We start from the raw sequence: 21624 nt of genomic DNA on the forward strand, positions 1-21624 counted from the left end.
TGCCGCACGGCATACCCGGGCTCCACCGCCACACGGCGTTGCCACCGTCCCTAGGCTGGGCGCATGGCTGCACACCTGCTGTCGCTCAACGTCGGACGCGCCGAACCCAGCACCGCCAAGAACGTCGGCGTGACCGGCATAGCCAAGCGCCCGGTCGGGTCCGCCCACCTGCGTGCCCCGGGGCCCAAGCACGGTGGGCTGGGCAGCGGTCTCGAGGGCGACTTCCTCGGCGACACCCGGCACCACGGGGGCGACTACCAGGCTGTCTACGCGTTCGCCCGTGAGGAGCTCGACTGGTGGGCGGAGCAGCTGGGACGGGACCTGCCCGACGGCATGTTCGGGGAGAACCTCACCACGAGCGGTCTCGACGTCGACGGGGCTCTGGTCGGTGAGCGCTGGGCGGTCGGCAACGAGGTCGTGCTCGAGGTCTGCGGGCCCCGGATCCCGTGTGCCACGTTTGCCGCGCGGATGGGCGAGCGGGGCTGGGTCAAGCGGTTCAGTGGCGTCGGGCGCACCGGCGCCTACCTGTCCGTCGTGACCGGCGGGACGGTGCGCCAGGGGGACGCCATCGAGGTGGTGGCGCGCCCCCCGCACGACATCACGGTGCCCGACACGTTCCGGGCGTTCATGGGTGACCTCGAGGTGGCCGAGCGCGTGCTGGCGGCCAACTGCCTGGTCGACGTCGAGGCTGCAGAGCTCCGCGAGACCGTCACGCGCCGCCGGGCCGCCGGCACCGAGCTCGACGAGTAACCCGCGTCGAGCACGGGCCCGTCGACCGACGACCACGGTGCGGTCGACGGTCACGGCGCGACGAGGTGTGACGCGCGTTGACGGTGGGGTCCCGTCCGCCCGGGCTGACCAGGGTCGTCCGCCCACGGCGGGCGCGTGGGGGAAGTCGGTCAGCCGGGCCAGGCGGAGGCGCGCCAGGCGCCCCGACCAGGGGTGAGTGGGCGGCGCACCGCCCGGGCGGGGGAGGACCACTGCGAGGTATGCCGCGCGGCCGGCGCCTCGGCGCCGCCAGAGGCAGCGGACAGCACCGCCAACAGCGCGGCCACCTCTTCGGGGGTCGCGTCGCCGCGGACCAGACGCAGTGGCGGCTGGCTCGACGCCTGTCCCGAGGTCCCCTCGGTGTCGCTCATCGCCCCGGCCCCCAGCCGTGAGCCTTCGAACGGGTCACAGCGGGATGTTTCCGTGCTTCTTGGGCGGCAGGGTCTCGCGCTTGGTGCGCAGCGCCCGCAGCGCCTTGGTGACGTTCATGCGCGTGTTCGACGGGGTGATGACGGTGTCGATGTAGCCGCGTTCGGCGGCGATGTAGGGGTTGGCGAGGGTGTCCTCGTACTCGGCGATGAACCGGGCGCGGGCCTCGTCGACGTTCTCCCCGGCCTCGGCCGCGGCGGCGAGCTGCTTGCGGTAGAGGATGTTGACCGCGCCCTGGGCGCCCATCACGGCGATCTGGGCGGTCGGCCAGGCGAGGTTGATGTCGGCGCCGAGGTGCTTGGACCCCATCACGTCGTAGGCGCCGCCGTAGGCCTTGCGGGTGATCACCGTGACGAGCGGGACGGTGGCCTCGGCGTAGGCGTAGATGAGCTTGGCGCCGCGGCGGATGATGCCGTCCCACTCCTGGTCGGTGCCGGGCAGGAAGCCGGGCACGTCGACGAACGTCAGCACCGGCACGTTGAACGCGTCGCAGGTGCGCACGAACCGGGCGGCCTTCTCGGAGGCGTCGATGTCGAGCGTCCCGGCGAACTGCATCGGCTGGTTGGCCACGACGCCCACCGACCGGCCCTCGATGCGGCCGTAGCCGACCAGGATGTTCGGGGCGAACAGTGGCTGGACCTCCAGGAACTCCCCATCATCGAGCACGTGCTCGATGACGGTCTTCATGTCGTAGGGCTGGTTGGCGCTGTCGGGGATGAGCGTGTCGAGCTCGCGGTCCTCGTCGGTGACCTCGAGCGACGGCAGCTCGGCGCCGTCGTCGGCGAACGAGGGCGGCTCCTCGAGGTTGTTCGATGGCAGGTAGGACAGCAGCGCCTTGACGTACTCGATCGCGTCGTCCTCGTCGGTGCCCATGTAGTGCGCGACACCGGACTTGGTGTTGTGGGTCCGGGCGCCGCCGAGGTCCTCGAACGACACGTCCTCACCGGTCACGGTCTTGATGACCTCGGGGCCGGTGATGAACATGTGCGAGGTCTGGTCGACCATCACGGTGAAGTCGGTGACGGCGGGGGAGTAGACCGCGCCGCCGGCGCACGGCCCCATGATCAGCGAGATCTGGGGGATCACCCCGGACGCGTGCACGTTGCGACGGAAGATCTCGCCGTAGAGCCCGAGCGAGACGACACCTTCCTGGATGCGCGCGCCGCCGGAGTCGTTGAGGCCGACGACGGGGCAGCCGACCTTCATCGCGAAGTCCATGACCTTGCAGATCTTCTCGCCGAACACCTCACCCAGCGACCCACCGAACACGGTGAAGTCCTGCGCGAACACCGCCACGGTGCGACCGTCCACCGTGCCGTAGCCGGTGACCACGCCGTCGCCGTAGGGCCGGTTGGCCTCCTGGCCGAAGGCGGTCGACCGGTGTCGGGCGTACTTGTCCATCTCGATGAACGAGCCCTCGTCGAGCAGCATCTCCAGGCGCTCGCGGGCGGTCTTCTTGCCCCGTGCGTGCTGCTTCTCGACGGCCCGCTCGGACCCCGCGTGCGCGACCTCGGCGACCCGCCGCTTGAGGTCGGCCAGCTTGCCGGCCGTGGAGTGGATGTCGATCCCCGAGTCGGGGGCGGGAACGTCGGTGCCGCCGACCGAGAGCGGATCAGCGACGGAATCGGTGGTCTGCGCCATGCCGGCGAGCCTAGCCTTGCCTCCATGCGCGAATCGCTCGACCGTGAGGCATTGCATGAGGCGTTGGTCACGCCGGGTCAGCCGTGGACGGGGGTCGACGTCCACCCGGCGCTCGGCTCCACCAACCTCGAGGCGGCCCGCCTCGCCCAGCAGTGGCGCGTGGTGGTGACCGACCACCAGCAGGCCGGCCGAGGGCGCCTCGGCCGCTCCTGGGACACCCCTGCCAACACCTCGGTCACGCTCTCGGTGCTGCTGCCCGCCCCCGACCAGGGTCGCGGCTGGCTGCCGCTCGCCACCGGTCTGGCGGTTCGCGACGCCCTCAGCGAGGTCGCCGGGGTCGACAGCGCGCTCAAGTGGCCCAACGACGTGCTGCTGCCCGCGGACGACGACCGCAAGGTGTGCGGCATCCTCTGCGAGCTCCAGCCCACCGGGATCGTGGTCGGCCTGGGCATCAACGTCGACCAGGACCGCGACGAGCTCCCGGTCGACACGGCCACCTCGTTGCGGCTGGCGGGTGCCCCCGACGTGAGCCGGGAGCGCCTCGTCGTGGCGGTGCTCAGCCACCTCGCCCGGTGGCACGGTGAGCTCAGTGGCGCCGCGCCGGCGCGCGCCGGCGTCCACSCGGCATACCGCAAGGCGTGCGCGACGATCGGGCGCGAGGTCGAGCTGCACGTGGCGGGCGGTGACGTGCGCAGCGCTCGGGCCCTCGGCGTGGACGACGAGGGCCGACTCGTCGTGAGCAGCGCGGGCAGCGAGTACGCGGTCGCCGCTGGCGACGTGGTCCACCTGCGCTCCACCACGCCCTAGGGTGACCGCATGAGCGAGGTTGGCCGGCACCGGGTGGTGCGCCCGGAGGACTTCGCGGCGCTGCGCGCGGACGACCTCGAGGCGCGGCTGCTCGGCAAGCCGGCCACCATGGCCCGCCGGGACGTCTCCCGCGGCGCCGAGGTGTCGCTCCTGTCGGCCCGCAAGTTCTGGCACGCGTTGGGCTTCCCGAACGTCGAGGACGACGACGCGATGTTCACCGAGGCCGACCAGATGGCCCTGGTGGCCACCGCGCGACTGGTGCGCGAGCAGGAGCTCGACGAGACGACGGCCCTGGCGATGACCCGGGCGTTCGCCCGCACCACCGACCGTCTCGCCGTCTGGCAGACCCAGCTGATGGCCGAGGCGCTCGCCGATCCCGATCTCGAGGCGGCGCTGGACGAGGCTGACGCCCGAGCCGTGCCCGACCTCGCTGCTGCGGAGGCCGCCGCGCGCAAGCTCACCGACATGGCCGACCAGCTCGAGCCCCTGCTCATCTACGCCTGGCGGCGCCACCTCACCGCCGCCATCTCGCGCATGCTGGCCGATGCCGACCCCCAGCAGTCCTCCCAGGGTGTGCGCCGGGTTGTCGGGTTCGCCGACCTGGTCAACTTCACCTCGCTGGTCCGGCGGATGACCGAGCGCCAGCTGGCCGTGGTGGTGCAGCGGTTCGAGGCGCTGGCGACCGACATCGTCACGGCGCACGGGGGACGCGTCATCAAGACCGTGGGCGACGAGATCCTGTTCGTCACCATCGACGCGGCGCCGGCGGCAGCCGTGGCGCTCGACCTGGTCGAGACGATGGCCGAGGACGACCTGCTGCCCGACGTGCGGGTGGGCATGGCCGTCGGACCGGTCCTGTCACGCCTCGGCGACGTCTTCGGCACGACGGTCAACCGCGCCAGCCGACTGACCAGCGTGGCGCCCGGTGGGGGAGTCCTGGTCGACGACGCCCTCGCCTCGGCGCTCGCGGCCCTGTCGGGGTTCGAGACGACGGCGCTGCGGCGTCGCACCCTTCGCGGCATCGGACCGGTCACGCCCAGCGAGCTGCGGCGGGCCGCCGGCGGTCGCCAGCCGACCGCGCAGGCCGTCACCCCCACCCGAAAGGCGTCTTCATGAGCGCAGAGCTGGTCCGCATCGACCGACACGGGGAAGGTGGCCACGTGGCCGAGCTCGTCCTCGACCGCCCCGAGGCGATGAACGCCGTCTCGACCGCGATGGCCCAGGCCCTCTCCCGGGCGACGACCGAGCTCGCCCAGGACGCGGGCGTTCGGGCGGTCGTGGTGTCCTCGACCCATCCGAGGGCCTTCTGCGTCGGCGCGGACCTCAAGGAGCGCAACTCCTTCACCGACGACGACCTGCGCGCCCAGCGGCCGGTGGCGCAGGCGGCATACCGGGGGGTCCTGGACCTTCCCGTGCCTGCGATCGCGGCGGTGGACGGCTTCGCGCTGGGGGGCGGCTTCGAGATCGCGCTCTCCTGTGACCTGGTCGTGTGTGGTGAGGACGCGGTCGTCGGCCTGCCCGAGGTGAGCGTCGGCGTGATCCCCGGCGGGGGCGGCACCCAGCTGCTCACGCGCCGGGTGGGCTGGTCGCGGGCGGCCCAGATGGTCTTCACCGCCCAGCGGTATGCCGCGCACGACGCGTGCGGCCTGGGTGCGGTGGACGAGGTGGTGGCCGCGGGGACTGCGCGCGACCGCGCCCTCGAGCTGGCGACCATGATCGCGTCCCACTCACCTGTCGGCATGCGCAACGCCAAGGCCGCCATGCGTCGCGGGTTCGACACCGACCTGGACTCCGGACTGCGCATCGAGGACGAGATGTGGGCGGCAACGGCCTTCTCCGGGGACCGTGCCGAGGGGGTCGCCGCCTTCAACGAGAAACGCCGTCCCGTGTGGCCTGGTCGCTGAGATGGGTCCCTTCTACATAGCATCACCCTCATGACCCGTGTGCTCCTCGCTGAGGACGACCCTGCCATCTCCGAGCCGCTAGCTCGCGCCCTGCGCCGTGAGGGGTATGACGTGGACGTCCGAGCAGACGGACGGGCGGCACTCGAAGCCTCCGCGGAGAACCCGGACCTGGTGGTGCTCGACCTCGGGCTGCCGTACGTCGACGGGCTCGAGGTGTGCCGCCGGATCCGTGCCGAGGGCCGCACCGTGCCCGTGCTGATCCTCACCGCCCGCGCCGACGAGGTGGACACCGTGGTGGGCCTCGACGCAGGCGCCGACGACTACGTCACCAAGCCGTTCCGCCTCGCTGAGCTGCTGGCCAGGGTGCGGGCGCTGCTGCGCCGCAACCCCACAGACGCCCCCTCCGCCCACGAGCTCGTCCGCATCGACCCGGAGGGTCGGCGGGCTTGGTTCAAGGAGGAGGAGCTCCAGCTCACTGCCAAGGAGTTCGACCTCCTGCGCGTGCTGGTGCGTGAGCAGGGCAAGGTCGTCTCGCGTGAGCAGCTGATGCGCGAGATCTGGGAGACCGCCTGGTTCGGGTCGACCAAGACCCTCGACATGCACATCTCCGTGCTCCGCCGGAAGCTCGGCGACGACGCTGCACAGCCGCGCTACATCGCCACCGTCCGTGGGGTCGGGTTCCGGTTCGAGCGCGGCGACGAGATCTGACCGCTGACGATGCGGCAGCAGCTGATCCGCTCGACCGTGCTCGCGGTGGCCCTGGCGATCCTGATCACCATGACCCCGGTGGCGTTCGCCATCTGGAACGCCACGGTCCACGGCAAGGGCATCGTCGCGACCTGGCTCGAGGAGGGCACCCCTGCCTCGACCTCGATGCGGCTGGTGCTCGTGGTCATCGGCCTCGGCGTGGTTGCCCTCGGTGTGGGGGTCCTGGTCGCGATCCGGCAGGCCCACCGGATGTCGCGGCCGATGACGCTCCTCGCCGAGCGCGCCGAGCGACTCGGTGCCGGTGAGTCCCGGATCCAGCCCATCAACTCCGGCATCGCCGAGCTGGACCAGGTGTCGGAGGTGTTGTCGCGCAGCGCGCAGCGGCTGACCAAGTCGCTCGCGTCGGAGCGCGACTTCGCCGCCGACGCCTCCCACCAGCTGCGGACGCCGTTGACCGCGCTGCTGATGCGGCTCGAGGAGATCGCCGCCACCGACGACCTCGAGGTCGTCCAGGAGGAGGCCAGCATCGCGATCGACCAGGTCGAACGCCTGACCCGTGTGGTCGACGACCTGATGTCCCGCACCCGCCGGGGCGGCGACGAGTCGAAGGCCACCGTCTCGCTCGACTCGGTCATCGCGGCCCTCCAGCGCGAGTGGCAGCCGGCGTTCGAACAGGCTCGACGCAGCGTCCGGGTCCACGGCGAGCGAGGGCTGGTCGTCCAGGCCAAGCCGGTCGACCTGTCGCAGGTGCTCTCGACCCTGCTCGAGAACGCGCTCGCCCACGGCCGGGGCACGGTCGACGTCCACGCCCGGCGGAGCGGCCCGTCCGTCGTCGTCGAGGTGAGCGACCAGGGCGAGGGGGTCCCGTCCTCGATCGCCCCTCACATCTTCGAACGCTCGGTGACCACGACCGGCACGGGCCTCGGGCTGGCGCTCGCGCGCGACCTGGCCGAGTCCAACGGTGGCCGCCTCGAGCTCATCCAGGCCCAGCCGGCGATCTTCGCCCTGTTCCTCAGCGAGTCCGACAGCACCTGACCGCCCGCCCCGCCTTTATCGGGTGACCGATAAAGGTCGACTCCACCCCGAAACGGTTCCGGGGTGGAGTCGACCGTTGTCGGGTGAGGCTGCCCGGCCCGGGTGCTGGTTCGGGGCGCTCAGCCTTGGGTCTCGGCCATCGGTGAGGTGTCCTCGAGCGGCTCCTCGCTGAACACGAACCGGCGGTAGGCCCAGAACCGGAACAGGGTGCCGAGCGCGATGCCGACGAGCTTGGCGACGTTCTCGGCCACCAGGCTCTCCTGCCCGAGGAAGTGGTGCGAGAAGCCGACGCAGGCCGCCTGGATGAGCAGGGCCACGCCGTTGGTGAGAGCGAAGAGGAGGGCTTCGTGGTGCACGGGCCGGTTGCGGCGGTGCCGGAACGTCCACATCCGGTTGCCGATCCAGGCGACGCACGTGGCGACCGCTGCCGAGATGACGGTGGCCACGACCGCGCGGGAGAGCGGCCCGTTGCCGTAGCCCGACAGCACGGTGCTGCGCAGGATGTTGAACAGGCCGAGGTCCACGACGAAGGCCACTGCTCCGACGATCCCGAACTTGATCATCTCGCGGTAGAGGACGTCGATCGTGCCGCGCAGGCGGGCGACGACGGAGTGGTTCTCGGACACCAGAGGAGCCTATCGGCGGATGCCCGCGGCCCGTCGGCGACGGTGGCAGATATCCTCGCCGCGTGACGTCACCGCAGCGCGCCCCCGGAGGATTCCCGGTCGTCGGCATCGTCGGCGGCGGGCAGCTGGCGCGGATGTGCGCCGCCCCGGCGGCAGAGCTGGCGATCACCCTCAGCGTCCTCGCCGAGGCGCCGGACGCGGCGGCAGCCCAGGTCATCCCATCCTCACCGGTCGGTGACCACACGGATGTCGAGGCGGTCCTGGCCTTCGCCAGGGAGTGCGACGTCGTCACCTTCGACCACGAGCACGTCCCGCCGAACGTGCTGGAAGCCCTTGTCGCAGAGGGCATCCCGCTGCATCCCACGCCCGAGGCCCTGCGTTTCGCCCAGGACAAGCTGGCGATGCGCGAGCGCCTCACGGAGATCGGCGTCGCCTGCCCGGCGTGGGCCGGCGCCAAGACCGCCGCCGAGGTCGAGGCCTTCGCTGCCCGGGTGGGCTGGCCGATCGTCGCCAAGACACCGCGCGGTGGATATGACGGCAAGGGCGTGCGGGTCATCGACTCCGCCGCGGAGGTCGACGACTGGCTGGCCCTGGTCGCGCAGCAGGAGGGGACAGCCGACCTGCTCGCCGACGGCATCCTCGTGGAGGAGAAGGTCGACTTCGTCCGCGAGCTGGCCGTGCTCATCGCCCGCAGTCCCTCCAACCAGGCAGCCGCGTGGCCGGTCGTCGAGACCGTCCAGACCGACAGCATCTGCACCGAGGTGCTGGCCCCCGCGCCCGGCCTCGACCCGGCCCTCGCCGCGGTGGCCACCGAAGCCGGGCTGCGCATCGCCGAGAACCTCGGCGTGACAGGGGTGTTCGCCGTCGAGATGTTCGAGGTGAGGGACCCGCGGACCGGTGCCCCGGCATACGTCGTCAACGAGCTGGCCATGCGCCCGCACAACAGCGGGCACTGGTCCATGGACGGCGCCGTGACCGGTCAGTTCGAGCAGCACCTGCGCGCGGTCCTCGACCTGCCCCTCGGGGCGCCCACCCCGCGTGAGCCGCACACGGTGATGGCCAACGTCCTCGGCGGCGACTACCCCGAGCTCTACCCGGCCTATCGCCACATCATGGCGAGGGACCCCGGGCTCAAGGTGCACCTCTACGGCAAGGGCGTCCGCCCGGGTCGCAAGATCGGTCACGTCAACGTCTCCGGCACCGACCTGGCGCAGCTGCGCGAGCGGGCCGGCCACGCGGCCGACTACCTCGCAGGAGTGATCACCGAATGAGCGACAGCACTGCACCACCCGCCACCACCGAGGCGTCGCCCCTGGTCGGGCTGGTCATGGGCAGCGACAGCGACTGGCCGGTCATGGAGCTGGCGGCCCAGGCGCTCCAGGAGTTCGGCATCGCCTACGAGGCCGACGTGGTCTCGGCGCACCGGATGCCCGAGGAGATGATCGCCTACGGGCAGAACGCTTCTGGGCGCGGACTCCGGGTGCTCATCGCGGGCGCCGGCGGTGCTGCCCACCTCCCGGGGATGCTCGCATCGGTGACACCGTTGCCCGTGATCGGCGTGCCCGTGCCCCTGAAATACCTCGACGGCATGGACTCGCTGCTCTCGATCGTCCAGATGCCCGCAGGGGTCCCGGTCGCGGCGGTGTCCATCGGCGGGGCCCGCAACGCGGGGCTGCTGGCCGCCCGCATCCTCGCCGCCGGCGAGGGGGAGTATGCCGCGGGGCTGCGTCAGCGGATGACCGCCTTCCAGGCCGAGCTGCGGGACCAGGCCCACGCCAAGGGTGCGGCGCTGCGCGAGCGGCGCAGCGGCTCCTGGCAGGGCGCGCCTGGCTCCTGACGAGCCCGCCTGATCACTAGCGGGCCATGCCTGCCGAGCGCACCCCTCGCCACTCGATGCGCGGGCAGGTGTCCATCACGACGTCCATCCCGGCGGCGCGAGCGCGGTCCGCAGCGGCCTCGTCCACGACACCGAGCTGCATCCAGATGGCGTCGATCAACAGCCGGTCCTTGTTGGAGATGGCGTCGTCCACCACCGGCCCGACGTGCTCGGAGTTGACGAAGCAGTCGACGACCTTGATATCGGTGCCGTCGGGGATGTCGGACAGCGACGCGTAACCCTGTTCGCCGTGCACGGTCTCGGCCTTGGGGTGCACCGGGATCAGGCCCTTGCCGAGCTCGACCTTGAGCCAGCGGGAGACCCCGAACGCCTCACGCTCCTGGTTGTTCGACAGGCCGACCACGACCCAGATGCCGGGGTCGATGAGGAGCTCGCGGATGAGGTCGGGATCGTTCTGGTGGCGAAGGCTCATGCCTTCAGCATCACACGATGAGGACGCGTTGGGGAGGGGGACCGGGAGGGGGGACAGGGAGGTGACAAGGAGGGGGACAGGGGAGGGACACGGGCGAGAGACACGGGGAGTGCCGGCGGGAGGCAGTAACGTCGGCCCCATGAAGTTCGGACTGTTCGTGCCACAGGGCTGGCGCATGGACCTTGTCGGGATCGACCCCAGTCAGCACTGGGGCGTGATGGCGGGTCTGGCGCGACGGGCCGACGCCAACGAGGACTGGTCCTCGATCTGGGTCTTCGACCACTTCCACACCGTCCCGATCCCCAGCGAGGAGGCGACGCACGAGGCCTGGACCCTGATGGCCGCCTTCGCCGCCGTCACGGGACGGGTGCGCCTGGGACAGATGTGCACGTGCATGGCCTACCGGAACCCGGCCTACCTCGCGAAGGTGGCCGCCACGGTCGACATCATCTCCGAGGGTCGGCTCGAGATGGGCATCGGGGCGGGCTGGTACGAGCACGAGTGGCGCGCCTACGGCTACGGCTTCCCGCGGGCCGGTGAGCGCCTGCGGGCTCTCGACGAGGGCGTCCAGATCTTCCGACAGATGTGGACGACCGGCACGGCGACGTTCGAGGGCAAGCACTTCCAGGTCGACGGCGCCCGCTGCTACCCGCAGCCGCTCCAGGGCACGACGGCCCCGGGGTCGAAGCACAACGGCATACCCATGTGGATCGCCGGCGGGGGCGAGAAGAAGACGCTGCGCATCGCCGCCCAGTACGCCGACTACACCAACTTCGACCCCAGCCCCGAGGGCTTTGCCGCCAAGAGCGCGATCCTCAAGGGGCACTGCGACGACGTGGGCCGTGACTTCGGTGAGATCGTCCGCAGCGGCAACCTCAACGTCTTCATCGGCGCCACCGAGCGCGAGGTCGAGGATCGGTTCGCCGCGCTGCGGGCGCGGCTCCTCTCGGTGGGGACGCCGGAGGCCCGCGTCGACCACCTGCTCGCGGACTACCGCAAGGCCGCGACGGTCGGCACCCCCGAGCAGGTGGTGGAGAAGCTCGGCGCCCTGGAGAAGCTCGGCCTGACCTACGCGATCCTCAACTTCCCCGAGGCGGCCTACGACACCACGGGCATGGCGATGTTCGAGCGCGACGTGATGCCCGAGCTGCTCGACCGTGAGGAGCACGGCCACCTCTGGCACCTGCCGCGTCGTCGCTGAAGCCGGCGACTCAGGCGGAGGGTGCGCTGGTGGGCCGCGCGGGGAACAGTGTCTGCCAGACGCGGGTGCGGCGCAGGCCCCTGCGCACCGAGGGGTAGTGGCGCTCGAACAGGAACCAGAAGCAGAACGCGACGACGTTCGCGACCACGAAGCCGAACACGATCGCCGCAGCGGGGTGGGCGCGTACCCTGGGCACGGTCTGCAGGTACACGAGCAGGCTGAAGTGGACCAGGTAGAGCGAGTACGAGTAGTCCGACACGTACTTGACGATCGTCCGCACGGGCGCGGGGATGCGTGACTGACCGGCCGGCATCACGGCTGCACCGGCCCCACCCCTCGTTGCCGCGTTCGCGGCCGTTGCCGCCGGGTTGGCCGGGTCCGTGGCTGGGGCCGGGCGGGCCGGGTCCGTGGCTGGCGCTGGGCGGGCGAACCCGAAGTAGAAGGACATCACTCCGACCGACAGCGCGAGCGCGACGAACTCGTCATAGACGTTCCAGTGCGTGCGATGCAGGCACACGGGGGTCGCCAAGAGCCCGACCACACCCAGGACCTGGTGGAGCCGGCGGTGGGTGAACCAGGCGAACCGGTCTCCGATGGCGTATGCCATGCCCACCACCCAGGCGAGGACGAGGCCCTCGCTCGCGACCAGCGTCTGGGCCACGACAGCGCCGGAGAAGAGCAGGACAAGCACGCCGACGACCCCTATTCGTCGGTCCCGCACCAGTCGGAGCAGGATCAGCCCGAAGGTGATGTAGATCCAGAACTCGATGACCACCGACCAGAACGGGTCGGCGGTTCCGATCGGGCCGGTCCTCAGGGGCAGTCCGGTGACTTCGGCGACCGTGCGCATGACTGGGTTGTTGTAGAGCATCGTGAGGTTCGTGACGGTGGTCCACACGTCGAGGGGGATCGTCGTGAACGGGTTTCGCCGCCCCTGCAGCACCAGGCGGTCCGCGACGGCTACGAGGAGGACGGCAGGGACGAACGGGACGAAGATCCGCGCGAACCGCTCGAGGAAGAACTCGCCGAAGGTGTAGCCCGGTGAGGCCATCTTGGTCAGCGCCGACCGGCTGACGAGGAAGCCGGACAGGACGAAGAACAGCAGCACGCCGAGGCTCTGCATGTAGAAGATGCCGGGCGTGGTGCGGTAGGTGCCGTTGGCACGCTGGACCATGAAGACGGCAGGCAGGAAGAGGTTGAGGGAGTGCCCGACCACGACCATCTGTGCGGTCAGGCCGCGGACCGCGTCGAAGTAGAAGAGCTGGTGCTTGCTCGCCGCCTGCAGGTGTGGGTGGGCGACGGTCGTGGTCGGTTCTACCACGCGGTCCACCCACCATCGACGGCCACCATCTGACCGGTGACGTAGGCCGAGTCGTCGCCGGCGAGCCAGGTCACCACGCCGGCGAAGTCCTGCTCCGTCGCCATCCGACCGAGGGGAGTGAGCCGGCTGTACCGGTCGAGGAACAGCGGGTCCTGCCCGCGTTCGATGCCACCAGGGGCGAAGCCGTTGACGCGGATGTCGGGCGCCAGCACGGTCGCGAGGTAGCGAGTGAGCTGGACGAGCCCACCCTTGGTGGCGCCGTAGGCGGCGGGGTTGCCCATCCGGGTGCCGTCGTAGAGACCCATGTTGGGCCCGACGAGCCCGTAGATCGAGGACACCGTGATGACGCTGCCGTGCCCACCGGCGCGGAGCAGCGGCGCCAGCCGCCGGGTGAGGGAGAACGGCACAGTGAGGTTGAGCCAGGTCGCCATCGCGAAGGCCTCGTCGGTCTGCTCGTCGAACGGCACGGCATACCCGGCGATCCCGGACGTTCCCGTGAAGGCGGCATTGTGCACCAGGACGTCGCAGGCCCCGAGCTCGGTGACAAAGTGCTCCACGGCCGTGAGTCCTTCGCCGGTCATCAGGTCCGCGGTGACGCCGAGATGACCATCCCCCAGCGCTGCGACCGTCTCGTCGACGCCGGCACGGTCGATGACGACCACTCTTGCTCCGGCAACCACGAGCGCGCCCGCGAGGACGCGGCCGAGAGGGCCGGCCCCACCGGTGACCACGGCGGTACGTCCAGCGAGGCTGGCGGTCATGCGTGCTCCTCCACCCAGGGGAAGGTGATCAGCCCGGCGGCGATGAGCGCCTCGATCAGCCGGAACTCGTACTCGTCGTCGATCGAGAAGGCCTGGGCCTCAGGGATCTCGATGCCGGCGTAGGTCCCACTGTCGAACCACGAGCGCTCCAGCGCACGGGCCGAGGCGGCACGCCAGATGTAGAAGTTGCCGTTGATCCGAAGGTAGCGTCCGGCGTCCTGACGTCGGACGACTCCGGTGCCGCTGGCGAAGTAGCGCTCCAGCGCTCCCTCCGCACCCACTTCCCGCACTCCGACCCACTCCGGCTGGAACGTCGGCTCGGACACCGAGATCACGCCGTCCAGGTCGGGGTTGCTCCAGAGCAGCTCAGCGGCCGCGTCGAGCTGCTGCGGCAGGCGAGCCGGGCTCGTGGGGTCGAGCAGCAGCACGGCGTCGTAGGGCTGACCCTCCTCCCTCTCGACCCACTCCAGCGCGTGGGTCACCACCGGGGCCATCGGCGTGTCGTCACCGGCGAGCTCGACGGGGCGCATGAAGGGGACGTCGCCACCGAAACGTCTCGCGACATCGGCGATCTCCTCCGAGTCGGTCGTCAGGATGGTGCGGGTGACGCTCGGCGTCATCGCGGCAGCGCGGATCGCGTGGCCGACCAGCGGTATGCCGCACAGCGGGCGGACGTTCTTGCCCGGCAGCCCGCGCGAGCCGCCTCTGGCGGGGATGACGGCCAGGACTCGGGGTGCAGCGCTCACGGGGACTCCGCTCCTCGGGTGCTGGGACGCGACGTCTCGATGGGGTCGGCCGACCCTCTGGCGCCGTCACAGATGCGCACGGCGAGGGCGCCCTCGGCGAGGGTTGCGGGCGCCCCTGCGCGCAGGAGCAGCTCAGCGTCTGCTGTCGGGGCCAGGGCCAGCGCGGCCTGCATCTGCCGGGCCATCACGCCGTTGCGCTCGAGATCTTCGGGAAAGGCGACCACGTCGACCGACCCGTCCGGCGCCGTGGACGACACCGAACCGGTCACCGGGTCCCAGGCGACACTGCCGTCGGCGCTGGTGACCAGGGCGCCCCGCCGAGCTGGGCGAGTCGTGTAGTCCAGCCGGAGCGTCACCGTCGCGGACGGCGTCCGCCAGAGCACCGTCGCTGCCTGCTCGGCGGCGATGTCAAGAGGTCCTTCCCACTCGACGACGGCCTGGATGCTGTCCTCCGCGGGCGGGCCGAAGACGGAGACGGCGTAGTCGATCTCGTGCACCAGGTCCCGCAGCACGCCGCCCTCGTCGGCCCGCGCCGAGTAGGACTGGCGGTAGTCGCGGTCCGGCCGCCAGTCGGGCAGCCAGGACTGCGAGTAGACGTGCGCGCTGGCCGGGGCAGGCAGGGCGAGGGCACGGTCGCGGAACTCGAGGAAGCCGAGGTGCGCTCGCAGGGGGGCGGCCACGAAGACCCGGTGCTCAGCCTCCGGATGCTGCCTGAGACGCCCAGCGTCATCGGCCGTCGGTGCGACCGGCTTCTCCAGCAGCACCCGCGCGGCGCCCGCGTCGAGTGCGGCGAGTGCGTCGTCGACGTGCCTGGCCGTGTCCGTGGCGATGACCACCAGGTCCGCCTGCCCGCTCATCTCGGCGCCCTGGACGTCGTCGAGCAGCGGCGTGCCGTCCAGGTCGCCCACGCGTGGGCGAACCGGCCAGCCGTGGACGTCGGCGCCGAGATCCCGGAGGACGGTGGCGTGCCGGCGGCCGATGGAGCCCAAGCCCCTGACGACGACCGTGCCGGTCATGGGGCCTCCTCCTCGCCTCGCTGCAACGACTCGAGCAGTCATAGTGCCATGACGTCGGGTCGCGGCACGCACGGCACGCACCATGGGGCGCCGGTCGTCCCCCCGGGGCTGGAGGGCGGGTAGTTTCTCCCCATGACCTCCCCTCCGACATGGATCGTGCTGGGTGCAGGTGGACACGCGCGCAGCGTCTGCGACGTGATCGAGCGAGCGGGCGGACTGGTGGTCGCCGTGGCTGGAGACCTCGAGGGCTCGCCCTGGTCGGTTCCGGTGCTCGCTGATGACGACGCCGCCGTGGCCATGGCCCTGGAGGAGGGGCACCGGGTCGCGCTGGGAGTCGGTGCCAACGCCGCCCGCGCTGCCCTCATCGAGCTCTTGGTGCACGCTGAGGTGTCCGTGCCCCCGGTGCTCGCGCTGACAGCGTCGATCGCGCGTGATGCCGAGGTCGGCATTGCGTGCGTCATCCACGAGCATGCGCACGTCGGACCGTTGACGCGGGTCGGCCGCGGTGTCGTCGTCAACACAGCCGCGGTGGTCGAGCACGACTGCGTCATCGGGGATGCTGCCCACATCGCGCCCGGGGCCGTGCTGCTCGGAGCGGCACGCGTCGGAGCCGGTGCCATGGTCGGTTCGGGTGCGCGCATCCTGCCTGGCCGCACCGTCGGTGCGGGTGCGGTGGTGGGCGCCGGTGCCGTCGTGCGGGACAATGTGGCGGCCGGGCGGACGGTCGTCGGCGTCCCGGCCGTCGAGCTCGGCTCGACGGCCGACCGCTTGAGCCCCGGCTGACCACGACCACGAGGAGAGGGCACATGCGCACTGCCGAGATCGCAGGCCGAACCATCCCCACGGCAGGAGACGTCTTCGTCATCGCCGAGGCTGGGGTCAACCACAACGGCGACCTGCAGCTGGCCCACGAGCTGGTCGACGTCGCGGCCGAGTCCGGCGCGGACGCGGTCAAGTTCCAGACCTTCGACCCCGCCATGCTCGTGTCCAGCACCGCGTCGTCGACGCCCTACCAGCGCGCCCGCGGGGGAGCCCAGGACCAGCGTTCGCTGCTGCAGGCGCTCACCCTGCCGCACACGGCGTGGGCGGAGCTCCAGTCGCATGCTGCCGAACGCAGCATCACCTTCCTCAGCACGCCGTTCGACACGGCCAGTGCGGAGATGCTGGTCGGCCTCGGCCTGCCCGCCCTGAAGGTGTCGTCGGGCGAGCTCACCAACATCCCCTACCTGCGCGCCCTCGCCTCGCTCGGGGTGACCCTGCTCGTCTCGACGGGCATGGGCACGGCGCAGGAGGTGGCCGATGCCGTGAGCGCCTGCGAGCAGGCGCCGGGCCTGATCCTCTTCCACTGCGTGTCGGCCTATCCCGCGCCGATCGAGGAGTGCAACCTCCGGGCCATCCCCGCGATGCAGGAGGCACACGGCATACCCGTGGGTTGGTCCGACCACACGCCCGGTCTGACCACGGCACTGGGTGCCGTTGCCCTCGGGGCGAGCATCCTCGAGAAGCACTACACGACCGACCGCACCCTGCCCGGCCCGGACCACCGCGCCTCGCTCGAGCCGGCGGAGCTGACCGCCTACGTGAGCCAGACCAAGGTGCTGGCTCTCGGGCTCGGTGACGGTGTCAAGCGGCGGATGCCGTCCGAGGAGGAGAACGCGGCGCTCGTCCGGCGCAGCTGGCACGCGGCAGCCGACCTGCCGGAGGGCACCGTCCTCGGCGACGAGCACCTGCTGCTGCTGCGACCCGAGGGGGGCGTGAGCCCCGCTGTCGACATCCGAGGCCGTGGCCTCGGTCGATCGGTGCAGGCCGGCGCTCCCATCGGCGAGGACGACCTGTCGCCCGCAGGGGCCCGATGACCGCCGCGGGGCACCCGCTGCGCGTGGCTGTGTTCGTGGGCACGCGCGCAGACCTCGGACCTCTGTCGCCCGTCATCACGGTCCTCGCCGAGGCGCCAGACATCGACCTGCACCTGTTCACGGGCGTCGCCTACGGCGGCGACGAGCTGGCCGCCGCACTTCCGGCCACCGACCGGGAGGGCGGGTGGCGCGACGCCGTCCACGAGCTGGCCGAGCCGATCGTGGCGATCACCGTCGACGCGATGCTCGAGCACGGCCCGCGGTTGGCGTCCGGCGCCTCGCGGATGCTGCGCGAGGTCGCGCCCGACGTGTTCGTCGTCCTCGGCGACCGCTGGGAGCTGTTGTATGCCGTGCCGCCGGCCTTCTTCGCGGGCATCCCGATCGTGCACCTGCACGGCGGAGAGGTGACCGAGGGTGCCTTGGACGAGCGCGTCCGGCACGCCATCAGCAAGCTCGCCGACCAGCACTGCGTGGCATCCGCGGATGCTGCTGCCAGGCTGCGCCAGATGGGTGAGCCCGCCGACCGCGTCCACGTCACGGGGGCGCCCGGGCTGGACCGGCTGGCCCACGCCGAGCCGTACTCCGATGCCGAGCTGGGCGAGGAGCTCGGCGTGCCGGTGCGCAGACCGGTCGCGCTCTTCACCTACCACCCCCCGACCGCCGAGGCCGGCGCGCCGGTGGGGACCTGGGCGGCTGAGGCGCTGGCAGCGACGGTCGAGCACTTCGGCACCGTCGTGGCCACCTACCCGGGCATGGATGCCGGCCGGGACGACATCATCGCCGCCCTCCTCGCGGCGGCCGACACCCATCCCGGGGTCGTCGTCGTCGAGGCTCTCGGGGCGCGCTTCCCCCGGGTCCTGGCCAGCGTCGACGTCGTGGTCGGCAACTCGTCCTCCGGCATCATCGAGGCCGCTGCGGCCCACCTGCCGGCGGTCAACATCGGCGCGCGACAGCAGGGCCGGTTGCGTGGCACCAACGTCGTGGACGTGGCCGAAGGCGGCACGGCTGTCGGAGCGGGCCTCGCCATCGCGCTCAGCCCGGAGTTCGGCGAACGCGCCCGTGCGGTGGTCAACCCCTATGGCACGGGAGACGCCAGTGACCGGATCCTCGATATCGTGCGGCAGGCGCCGGCCTCGCCGCGCGTGAAACCTTTCGTCGACCTCGTGCCGGCGATCCCGACCGAGGAGGACCGGTGACCCAGCGCCAGCTGCAGGAGGCGTGCGCCCCGACCACCGCAAGCCTGCGTGACGTCGCGATCGTCATCGACACCTTGGCCTCGTCGTTGTGCATGCTCACCGAGCCCGACGGCCGGCTGGCCGGGCTGCTGACCGACGGCGACGTCCGTCGGGCACTGCTCCGGGGGGCCCACCTCGACGATCCCGCGCTCCAGCACGCCACGACGTCCCCGCAGACCGTCGCCGCCGGTTCGCCGCGCGCCCTGGTGCTCGACCTCATGCGTGCCCTGCGCATCTCGGCAGTCCCCGAGGTGGAGGAGGACGGCACCGTCGTGGGGCTGCACACCCTCTCGGACGTCGTGGGCGCCGACCCCCTGCCCAACGTCGCCGTCATCATGGCCGGCGGCAAGGGCACCCGGCTCGGCGACCTCACCAAGAACACCCCGAAGCCCCTGATGACGGTGGCCGGCCGGTCGATCATCGAGTGGATCGTCCTCAACCTCGTCGGCGACGGCATCCGCGAGGTCTACGTCAGCGTCAACCACCTCGCCGACCAGATCGAAGAGCACCTCGGCGACGGCACCAGGCTCGGGTGCACCGTGCGCTACCTCCGTGAGGACCCGGACCACCCCCTGGGCACGGCGGGTTCGCTCACGCTGCTGCGCCAGGAGCGGGGCGACCTCGCCGACCCGGTCATCGTCATGAACGGCGACCTCATGGTCGAGTTCGACACGAGCCAGCTGCTCGAGTTCCACCGGCGGCGCGGAGCCCAGCTCACGATGGGCGTCCGCAGCTACCAGCACGAGGTGCCCTTCGGGGTCGTCGAGAGCGACGACCAGCACCTCGTGACCGCCGTCACCGAGAAGCCGACGATCCGCTTCAACATCAACGCGGCCGTGTATGCCGTGGAGCCCGCAGCGCTGGCTCTGCTCCCCGAGGGGCAGGCCAGTACGATGCCGGGACTGGTCCAGCAGTGTCTGGACCGCGGCCACCGTGTCGCCGCATGGACGATTTCCTCCGACTGGATCGATGTGGGCACCCCCGTGGACCTGGCCCGCGCGAAAGGACAGGCGTGACCGACGCTGAGCTCACCCCCCAGGCCATGCAGGGCAGCCTGAAGGGCAAGACCGTGCTGGTGACGGGCTCCGACGGCTTCATCGGCAGCCACCTGGTCGAGCGCCTCGTGGCCGACGGGGCACACGTCCGCGCATTCTGCCTGTACAACTCCAACGGTTCGACGGGTTGGCTCGACGAGTCCGAACCGTTCAAGCAGGCGGTGCGTGACGGCCAGGCGGAGGTCATCCTCGGAGACATCCGCGACCCGGAGCACGTGCTCGCCTCCGTCGACGGAGCCGACGCGGTGCTGCACCTCGCGGCCCTCATCGCCATCCCCTTCTCCTACGTCGCGCCGCGGTCCTACGTCGAGACCAACATCATCGGCACGCTGAACGTCCTCGAGGCCGTGCGCCGCCACGGCACCCCACGCATGGTCAACACGTCGACCTCGGAGGTCTACGGCACGCCCGAGGAGGTGCCGATCACCGAGGCCCACCCGTTGCGCGGTCAGTCGCCCTACTCGGCCACCAAGATCGGTGCCGACAAGATGTGCGAGTCCTACGCGCTCTCTTTCGACACCCCCGTCACCACGCTGCGACCGTTCAACACCTTCGGGCCCCGCCAGTCCTTCCGGGCGGTCATCCCCACCGTGCTGTCCCAGCTGCTTGCCGGTGCCACCCAGGTCAAGCTCGGCGCCGTCTCGCCCAAGCGGGACTTCACCTACGTCACGGACACGGCTGACGGCTTCGTGCGGGCGGCCCTCGCAGACGTCGCCCCCGGCACCACGGTGCAGCTGGGCACTGGCCGCACCGTGTCGGTCGGCGAGGTCGTCGACCTCTGCAAGAAGGTCACGGGATCCACCGCCGAGATCGTCACCGACGAGGCCCGGCTCCGCCCCGACGGCTCCGAGGTCGAGATCCTGCTGTCCGACCCGTCGAACGCGCACGCCACCTTCGGGTGGGCCCCCACCGTCTCGCTCGAGGAGGGTCTGTCCCTGACCGCGGAGTGGCTGCGGCCACGGGTCGACGCGGAGACCGCTGGGCGCTACCACCGATGAGCATCCCCGCCGGAGAGGCGCACGCACCGGGCGCGCGTGGCCCGGAGGGCACCATCCCCCTCGCCGTTCCCAACATCGGAGCCCTGGAGCGTCAGTACGTGCTCAAGGCGGTCGAGTCGGGTTTCGTCTCGTCGGTCGGTCCCTTCGTCAACGAGTTCGAACAGCGGTTCGCCGAGCGGGTCGGCAGCCGGTTCGCGGTTGCCTGCTCGACCGGAACCGCAGCCATCCACATCGCCCTGCTGCTGCTCGACGTGGGCCCGGGCGACGAGGTCTTCTGTTCGGACTTCACCTTCGTGGGCTCGGTCAACCCCATCGCCTACACCGGCGCCACGGCCGTCTTCATCGACTCCGAGACCGACACCTGGAACATGGACCCGGCCCTGCTCGAGGGCGAGCTGGAGCGCCGCCAGCAGGCCGGCGAGCCGATGCCCAAGGCAGTCGAGGTGGTCCACGTCCTGGGCCAGCCGGCTGACCTCGAGGCCATCGCCCCGATCTGTGAGCGCTACGGCGTGCCGATCCTCGAGGACGCGGCCGAGTCGCTCGGCGCCTCCTATGCCGGGACCGGACGGTTGGCGGGCAAGCACACCGGCAGCGTGGGCCGCGTCGGTGCGTTCTCCTTCAACGGCAACAAGATCGCCACGACGGGCGGCGGCGGGATGCTCGTCACCGACGACGAGGAGCTGGCCCGCCGGGCCCGGCACCTGACCACCCAGGCCAAGGTCCCGGACGTCGGCTACCTCCACGACGAGGTGGGGTACAACTACCGGCTCACGAACATCGCCGCCGGCCTCGGGCTGGCCCAGCTCGAGCGCCTGGACGAGTTCGTGTCCCGCAAGCACGAGATCGCTGCGCGCTACGACGAGGCGCTGCGGGACACCCCGCTCGTCCTGCCTCCGCGGCTCGAGGGATACGACCCCACCTACTGGCTCTACTCGGTCCTGACGCCTGAGGCGGACGGTCGGGACGCCTTCCTGGCCCACTTGAACGACCACGGTGTGGGCGCGCGAGCGCTCTGGCGACCGCTGCACCTGCAGCCGCCGTTCGCCGACCTGGCCGTCATCGGGGGAGAGGTGGGCACGAGCCTGTTCACCCGGGGCGTGTCGCTGCCCTGCGCGACCGAGCTGACCGTGGCCGACCAGCAGCGGGTCATCGACGCGGTCCTCGCCTACTTCGGCTGACGCGGGCACCGCGGCTCGCGACTCCCCGCA

At 71.2% G+C, this 21624-nt stretch carries 23 protein-coding genes; 15 read left to right on the top strand and 8 right to left on the bottom strand.

Annotated features, from left to right (window positions below; genetic code table 11):
• The first annotated feature begins 63 nt into the window (after positions 1–63).
• Positions 64–750: an MOSC domain-containing protein gene (locus AC1DWR_RS17770; RefSeq protein ID WP_477624899.1), complete on the top strand. Its 687-nt coding sequence runs from the start codon at positions 64–66 to the stop codon at positions 748–750.
• A 149-nt stretch (positions 751–899) separates the two neighbouring features.
• On the opposite strand, the gene AC1DWR_RS17775 is transcribed toward AC1DWR_RS17770, so the two are convergent.
• Together AC1DWR_RS17775 and AC1DWR_RS17780 are read right to left on the bottom strand one after the other, a co-directional pair.
• On the bottom strand, positions 900–1139 hold the full coding sequence (locus AC1DWR_RS17775) for an acyl-CoA carboxylase subunit epsilon (protein ID WP_477624900.1): 240 nt from the start codon (positions 1137–1139) through the stop codon (positions 900–902).
• Between the two features lie 34 nt (positions 1140–1173).
• A complete protein-coding gene (locus AC1DWR_RS17780) occupies positions 1174–2838 on the bottom strand; it encodes an acyl-CoA carboxylase subunit beta (protein ID WP_477624901.1) in 1665 nt (554 codons plus the stop codon).
• 24 nt (positions 2839–2862) lie between these two features.
• On the opposite strand from AC1DWR_RS17780, the gene AC1DWR_RS17785 reads away from it, so the two are divergent.
• The 5 genes from AC1DWR_RS17785 to AC1DWR_RS17805 are packed head-to-tail and all read left to right on the top strand — an operon-like array spanning position 2863 to position 7292.
• The gene (locus AC1DWR_RS17785; protein ID WP_477624902.1) at positions 2863–3645 is read left to right on the top strand and encodes a biotin--[acetyl-CoA-carboxylase] ligase; all 783 of its coding nucleotides are present in this window, start codon (positions 2863–2865) and stop codon (positions 3643–3645) included.
• Between the two features lie 9 nt (positions 3646–3654).
• Positions 3655–4761, top strand: coding sequence for an adenylate/guanylate cyclase domain-containing protein (locus AC1DWR_RS17790; protein WP_477624903.1), 1107 nt, complete (start codon positions 3655–3657; stop codon positions 4759–4761).
• Positions 4758–5549: an enoyl-CoA hydratase/isomerase family protein gene (locus AC1DWR_RS17795; protein ID WP_477614932.1), complete on the top strand. Its 792-nt coding sequence runs from the start codon at positions 4758–4760 to the stop codon at positions 5547–5549. Before AC1DWR_RS17790 ends, AC1DWR_RS17795 begins: the two co-directional genes overlap by 4 nt.
• Positions 5550–5579: 30 nt before the next feature.
• Positions 5580–6257: a response regulator transcription factor gene (locus AC1DWR_RS17800; RefSeq protein WP_056922896.1), complete on the top strand. Its 678-nt coding sequence runs from the start codon at positions 5580–5582 to the stop codon at positions 6255–6257.
• A 9-nt stretch (positions 6258–6266) separates the two neighbouring features.
• Entirely contained in the window at positions 6267–7292 is a 1026-nt protein-coding gene (locus tag AC1DWR_RS17805; RefSeq protein ID WP_477624904.1) for a sensor histidine kinase, read from the top strand.
• Positions 7293–7411: 119 nt separating this feature from the next.
• On the opposite strand, the gene AC1DWR_RS17810 is transcribed toward AC1DWR_RS17805, so the two are convergent.
• Positions 7412–7918, bottom strand: a complete 507-nt coding sequence (locus AC1DWR_RS17810) for a GtrA family protein (RefSeq protein ID WP_477614934.1) — start codon at positions 7916–7918, stop codon at positions 7412–7414.
• 62 nt (positions 7919–7980) lie between these two features.
• Here AC1DWR_RS17810 and AC1DWR_RS17815 point away from each other — a divergent pair, with 62 nt between their 5' ends.
• The gene (locus AC1DWR_RS17815) at positions 7981–9189 is read left to right on the top strand and encodes a 5-(carboxyamino)imidazole ribonucleotide synthase (protein ID WP_477614935.1); all 1209 of its coding nucleotides are present in this window, start codon (positions 7981–7983) and stop codon (positions 9187–9189) included.
• A complete protein-coding gene (gene purE, locus AC1DWR_RS17820) occupies positions 9186–9755 on the top strand; it encodes a 5-(carboxyamino)imidazole ribonucleotide mutase (RefSeq protein ID WP_477614936.1) in 570 nt (189 codons plus the stop codon). Before AC1DWR_RS17815 ends, purE begins: the two co-directional genes overlap by 4 nt.
• A gap of 16 nt (positions 9756–9771) precedes the next feature.
• Here purE and AC1DWR_RS17825 read toward each other — a convergent pair whose 3' ends face one another.
• Positions 9772–10227 (bottom strand): CoA-binding protein, encoded by a 456-nt coding sequence (locus AC1DWR_RS17825; protein ID WP_477624905.1) that lies wholly within the window; start codon positions 10225–10227, stop codon positions 9772–9774.
• 139 nt (positions 10228–10366) lie between these two features.
• Here AC1DWR_RS17825 and AC1DWR_RS17830 point away from each other — a divergent pair, with 139 nt between their 5' ends.
• Positions 10367–11428, top strand: coding sequence for an LLM class F420-dependent oxidoreductase (locus AC1DWR_RS17830; protein ID WP_477614938.1), 1062 nt, complete (start codon positions 10367–10369; stop codon positions 11426–11428).
• Positions 11429–11438: 10 nt separating this feature from the next.
• Here the strand turns inward: AC1DWR_RS17830 and AC1DWR_RS17835 are convergent, their stop codons facing one another.
• From AC1DWR_RS17835 to AC1DWR_RS17850, 4 genes are read right to left on the bottom strand one after another with little or no spacing between them, the layout of a single operon-like run.
• Positions 11439–12749, bottom strand: a complete 1311-nt coding sequence (locus AC1DWR_RS17835; RefSeq protein ID WP_477614939.1) for an acyltransferase family protein — start codon at positions 12747–12749, stop codon at positions 11439–11441.
• The gene (locus AC1DWR_RS17840; protein WP_477614940.1) at positions 12743–13510 is read right to left on the bottom strand and encodes an SDR family NAD(P)-dependent oxidoreductase; all 768 of its coding nucleotides are present in this window, start codon (positions 13508–13510) and stop codon (positions 12743–12745) included. The genes AC1DWR_RS17835 and AC1DWR_RS17840 overlap by 7 nt, the downstream gene beginning before the upstream one ends.
• Positions 13507–14256, bottom strand: coding sequence for an acylneuraminate cytidylyltransferase family protein (locus AC1DWR_RS17845; RefSeq protein WP_477614941.1), 750 nt, complete (start codon positions 14254–14256; stop codon positions 13507–13509). The genes AC1DWR_RS17840 and AC1DWR_RS17845 overlap by 4 nt, the downstream gene beginning before the upstream one ends.
• Positions 14253–15272: a Gfo/Idh/MocA family oxidoreductase gene (locus AC1DWR_RS17850; protein WP_477614942.1), complete on the bottom strand. Its 1020-nt coding sequence runs from the start codon at positions 15270–15272 to the stop codon at positions 14253–14255. Before AC1DWR_RS17850 ends, AC1DWR_RS17845 begins: the two co-directional genes overlap by 4 nt.
• A gap of 132 nt (positions 15273–15404) precedes the next feature.
• Between AC1DWR_RS17850 and AC1DWR_RS17855 the strand changes: the two genes are divergently transcribed.
• The 6 genes from AC1DWR_RS17855 to AC1DWR_RS17880 are packed head-to-tail and all read left to right on the top strand — an operon-like array spanning position 15405 to position 21594.
• Complete coding sequence (locus AC1DWR_RS17855; protein ID WP_477614943.1) at positions 15405–16055, top strand: NeuD/PglB/VioB family sugar acetyltransferase; 651 nt, start codon at positions 15405–15407, stop codon at positions 16053–16055.
• Positions 16056–16078: 23 nt separating this feature from the next.
• Complete coding sequence (locus tag AC1DWR_RS17860; protein ID WP_477614944.1) at positions 16079–17128, top strand: N-acetylneuraminate synthase family protein; 1050 nt, start codon at positions 16079–16081, stop codon at positions 17126–17128.
• On the top strand, positions 17125–18324 hold the full coding sequence (gene neuC, locus AC1DWR_RS17865; protein WP_477614945.1) for a UDP-N-acetylglucosamine 2-epimerase: 1200 nt from the start codon (positions 17125–17127) through the stop codon (positions 18322–18324). The genes AC1DWR_RS17860 and neuC overlap by 4 nt, the downstream gene beginning before the upstream one ends.
• Positions 18321–19379, top strand: coding sequence for a nucleotidyltransferase family protein (locus AC1DWR_RS17870; protein WP_477614946.1), 1059 nt, complete (start codon positions 18321–18323; stop codon positions 19377–19379). Before neuC ends, AC1DWR_RS17870 begins: the two co-directional genes overlap by 4 nt.
• A complete protein-coding gene (locus AC1DWR_RS17875) occupies positions 19376–20416 on the top strand; it encodes an SDR family NAD(P)-dependent oxidoreductase (RefSeq protein WP_477614947.1) in 1041 nt (346 codons plus the stop codon). Before AC1DWR_RS17870 ends, AC1DWR_RS17875 begins: the two co-directional genes overlap by 4 nt.
• Positions 20413–21594, top strand: coding sequence for an aminotransferase class I/II-fold pyridoxal phosphate-dependent enzyme (locus AC1DWR_RS17880; protein ID WP_477614948.1), 1182 nt, complete (start codon positions 20413–20415; stop codon positions 21592–21594). Before AC1DWR_RS17875 ends, AC1DWR_RS17880 begins: the two co-directional genes overlap by 4 nt.
• Positions 21595–21624: the final 30 nt, after the last annotated feature.

The organism is Pedococcus sp. P2_E2 (assembly GCF_056403955.1).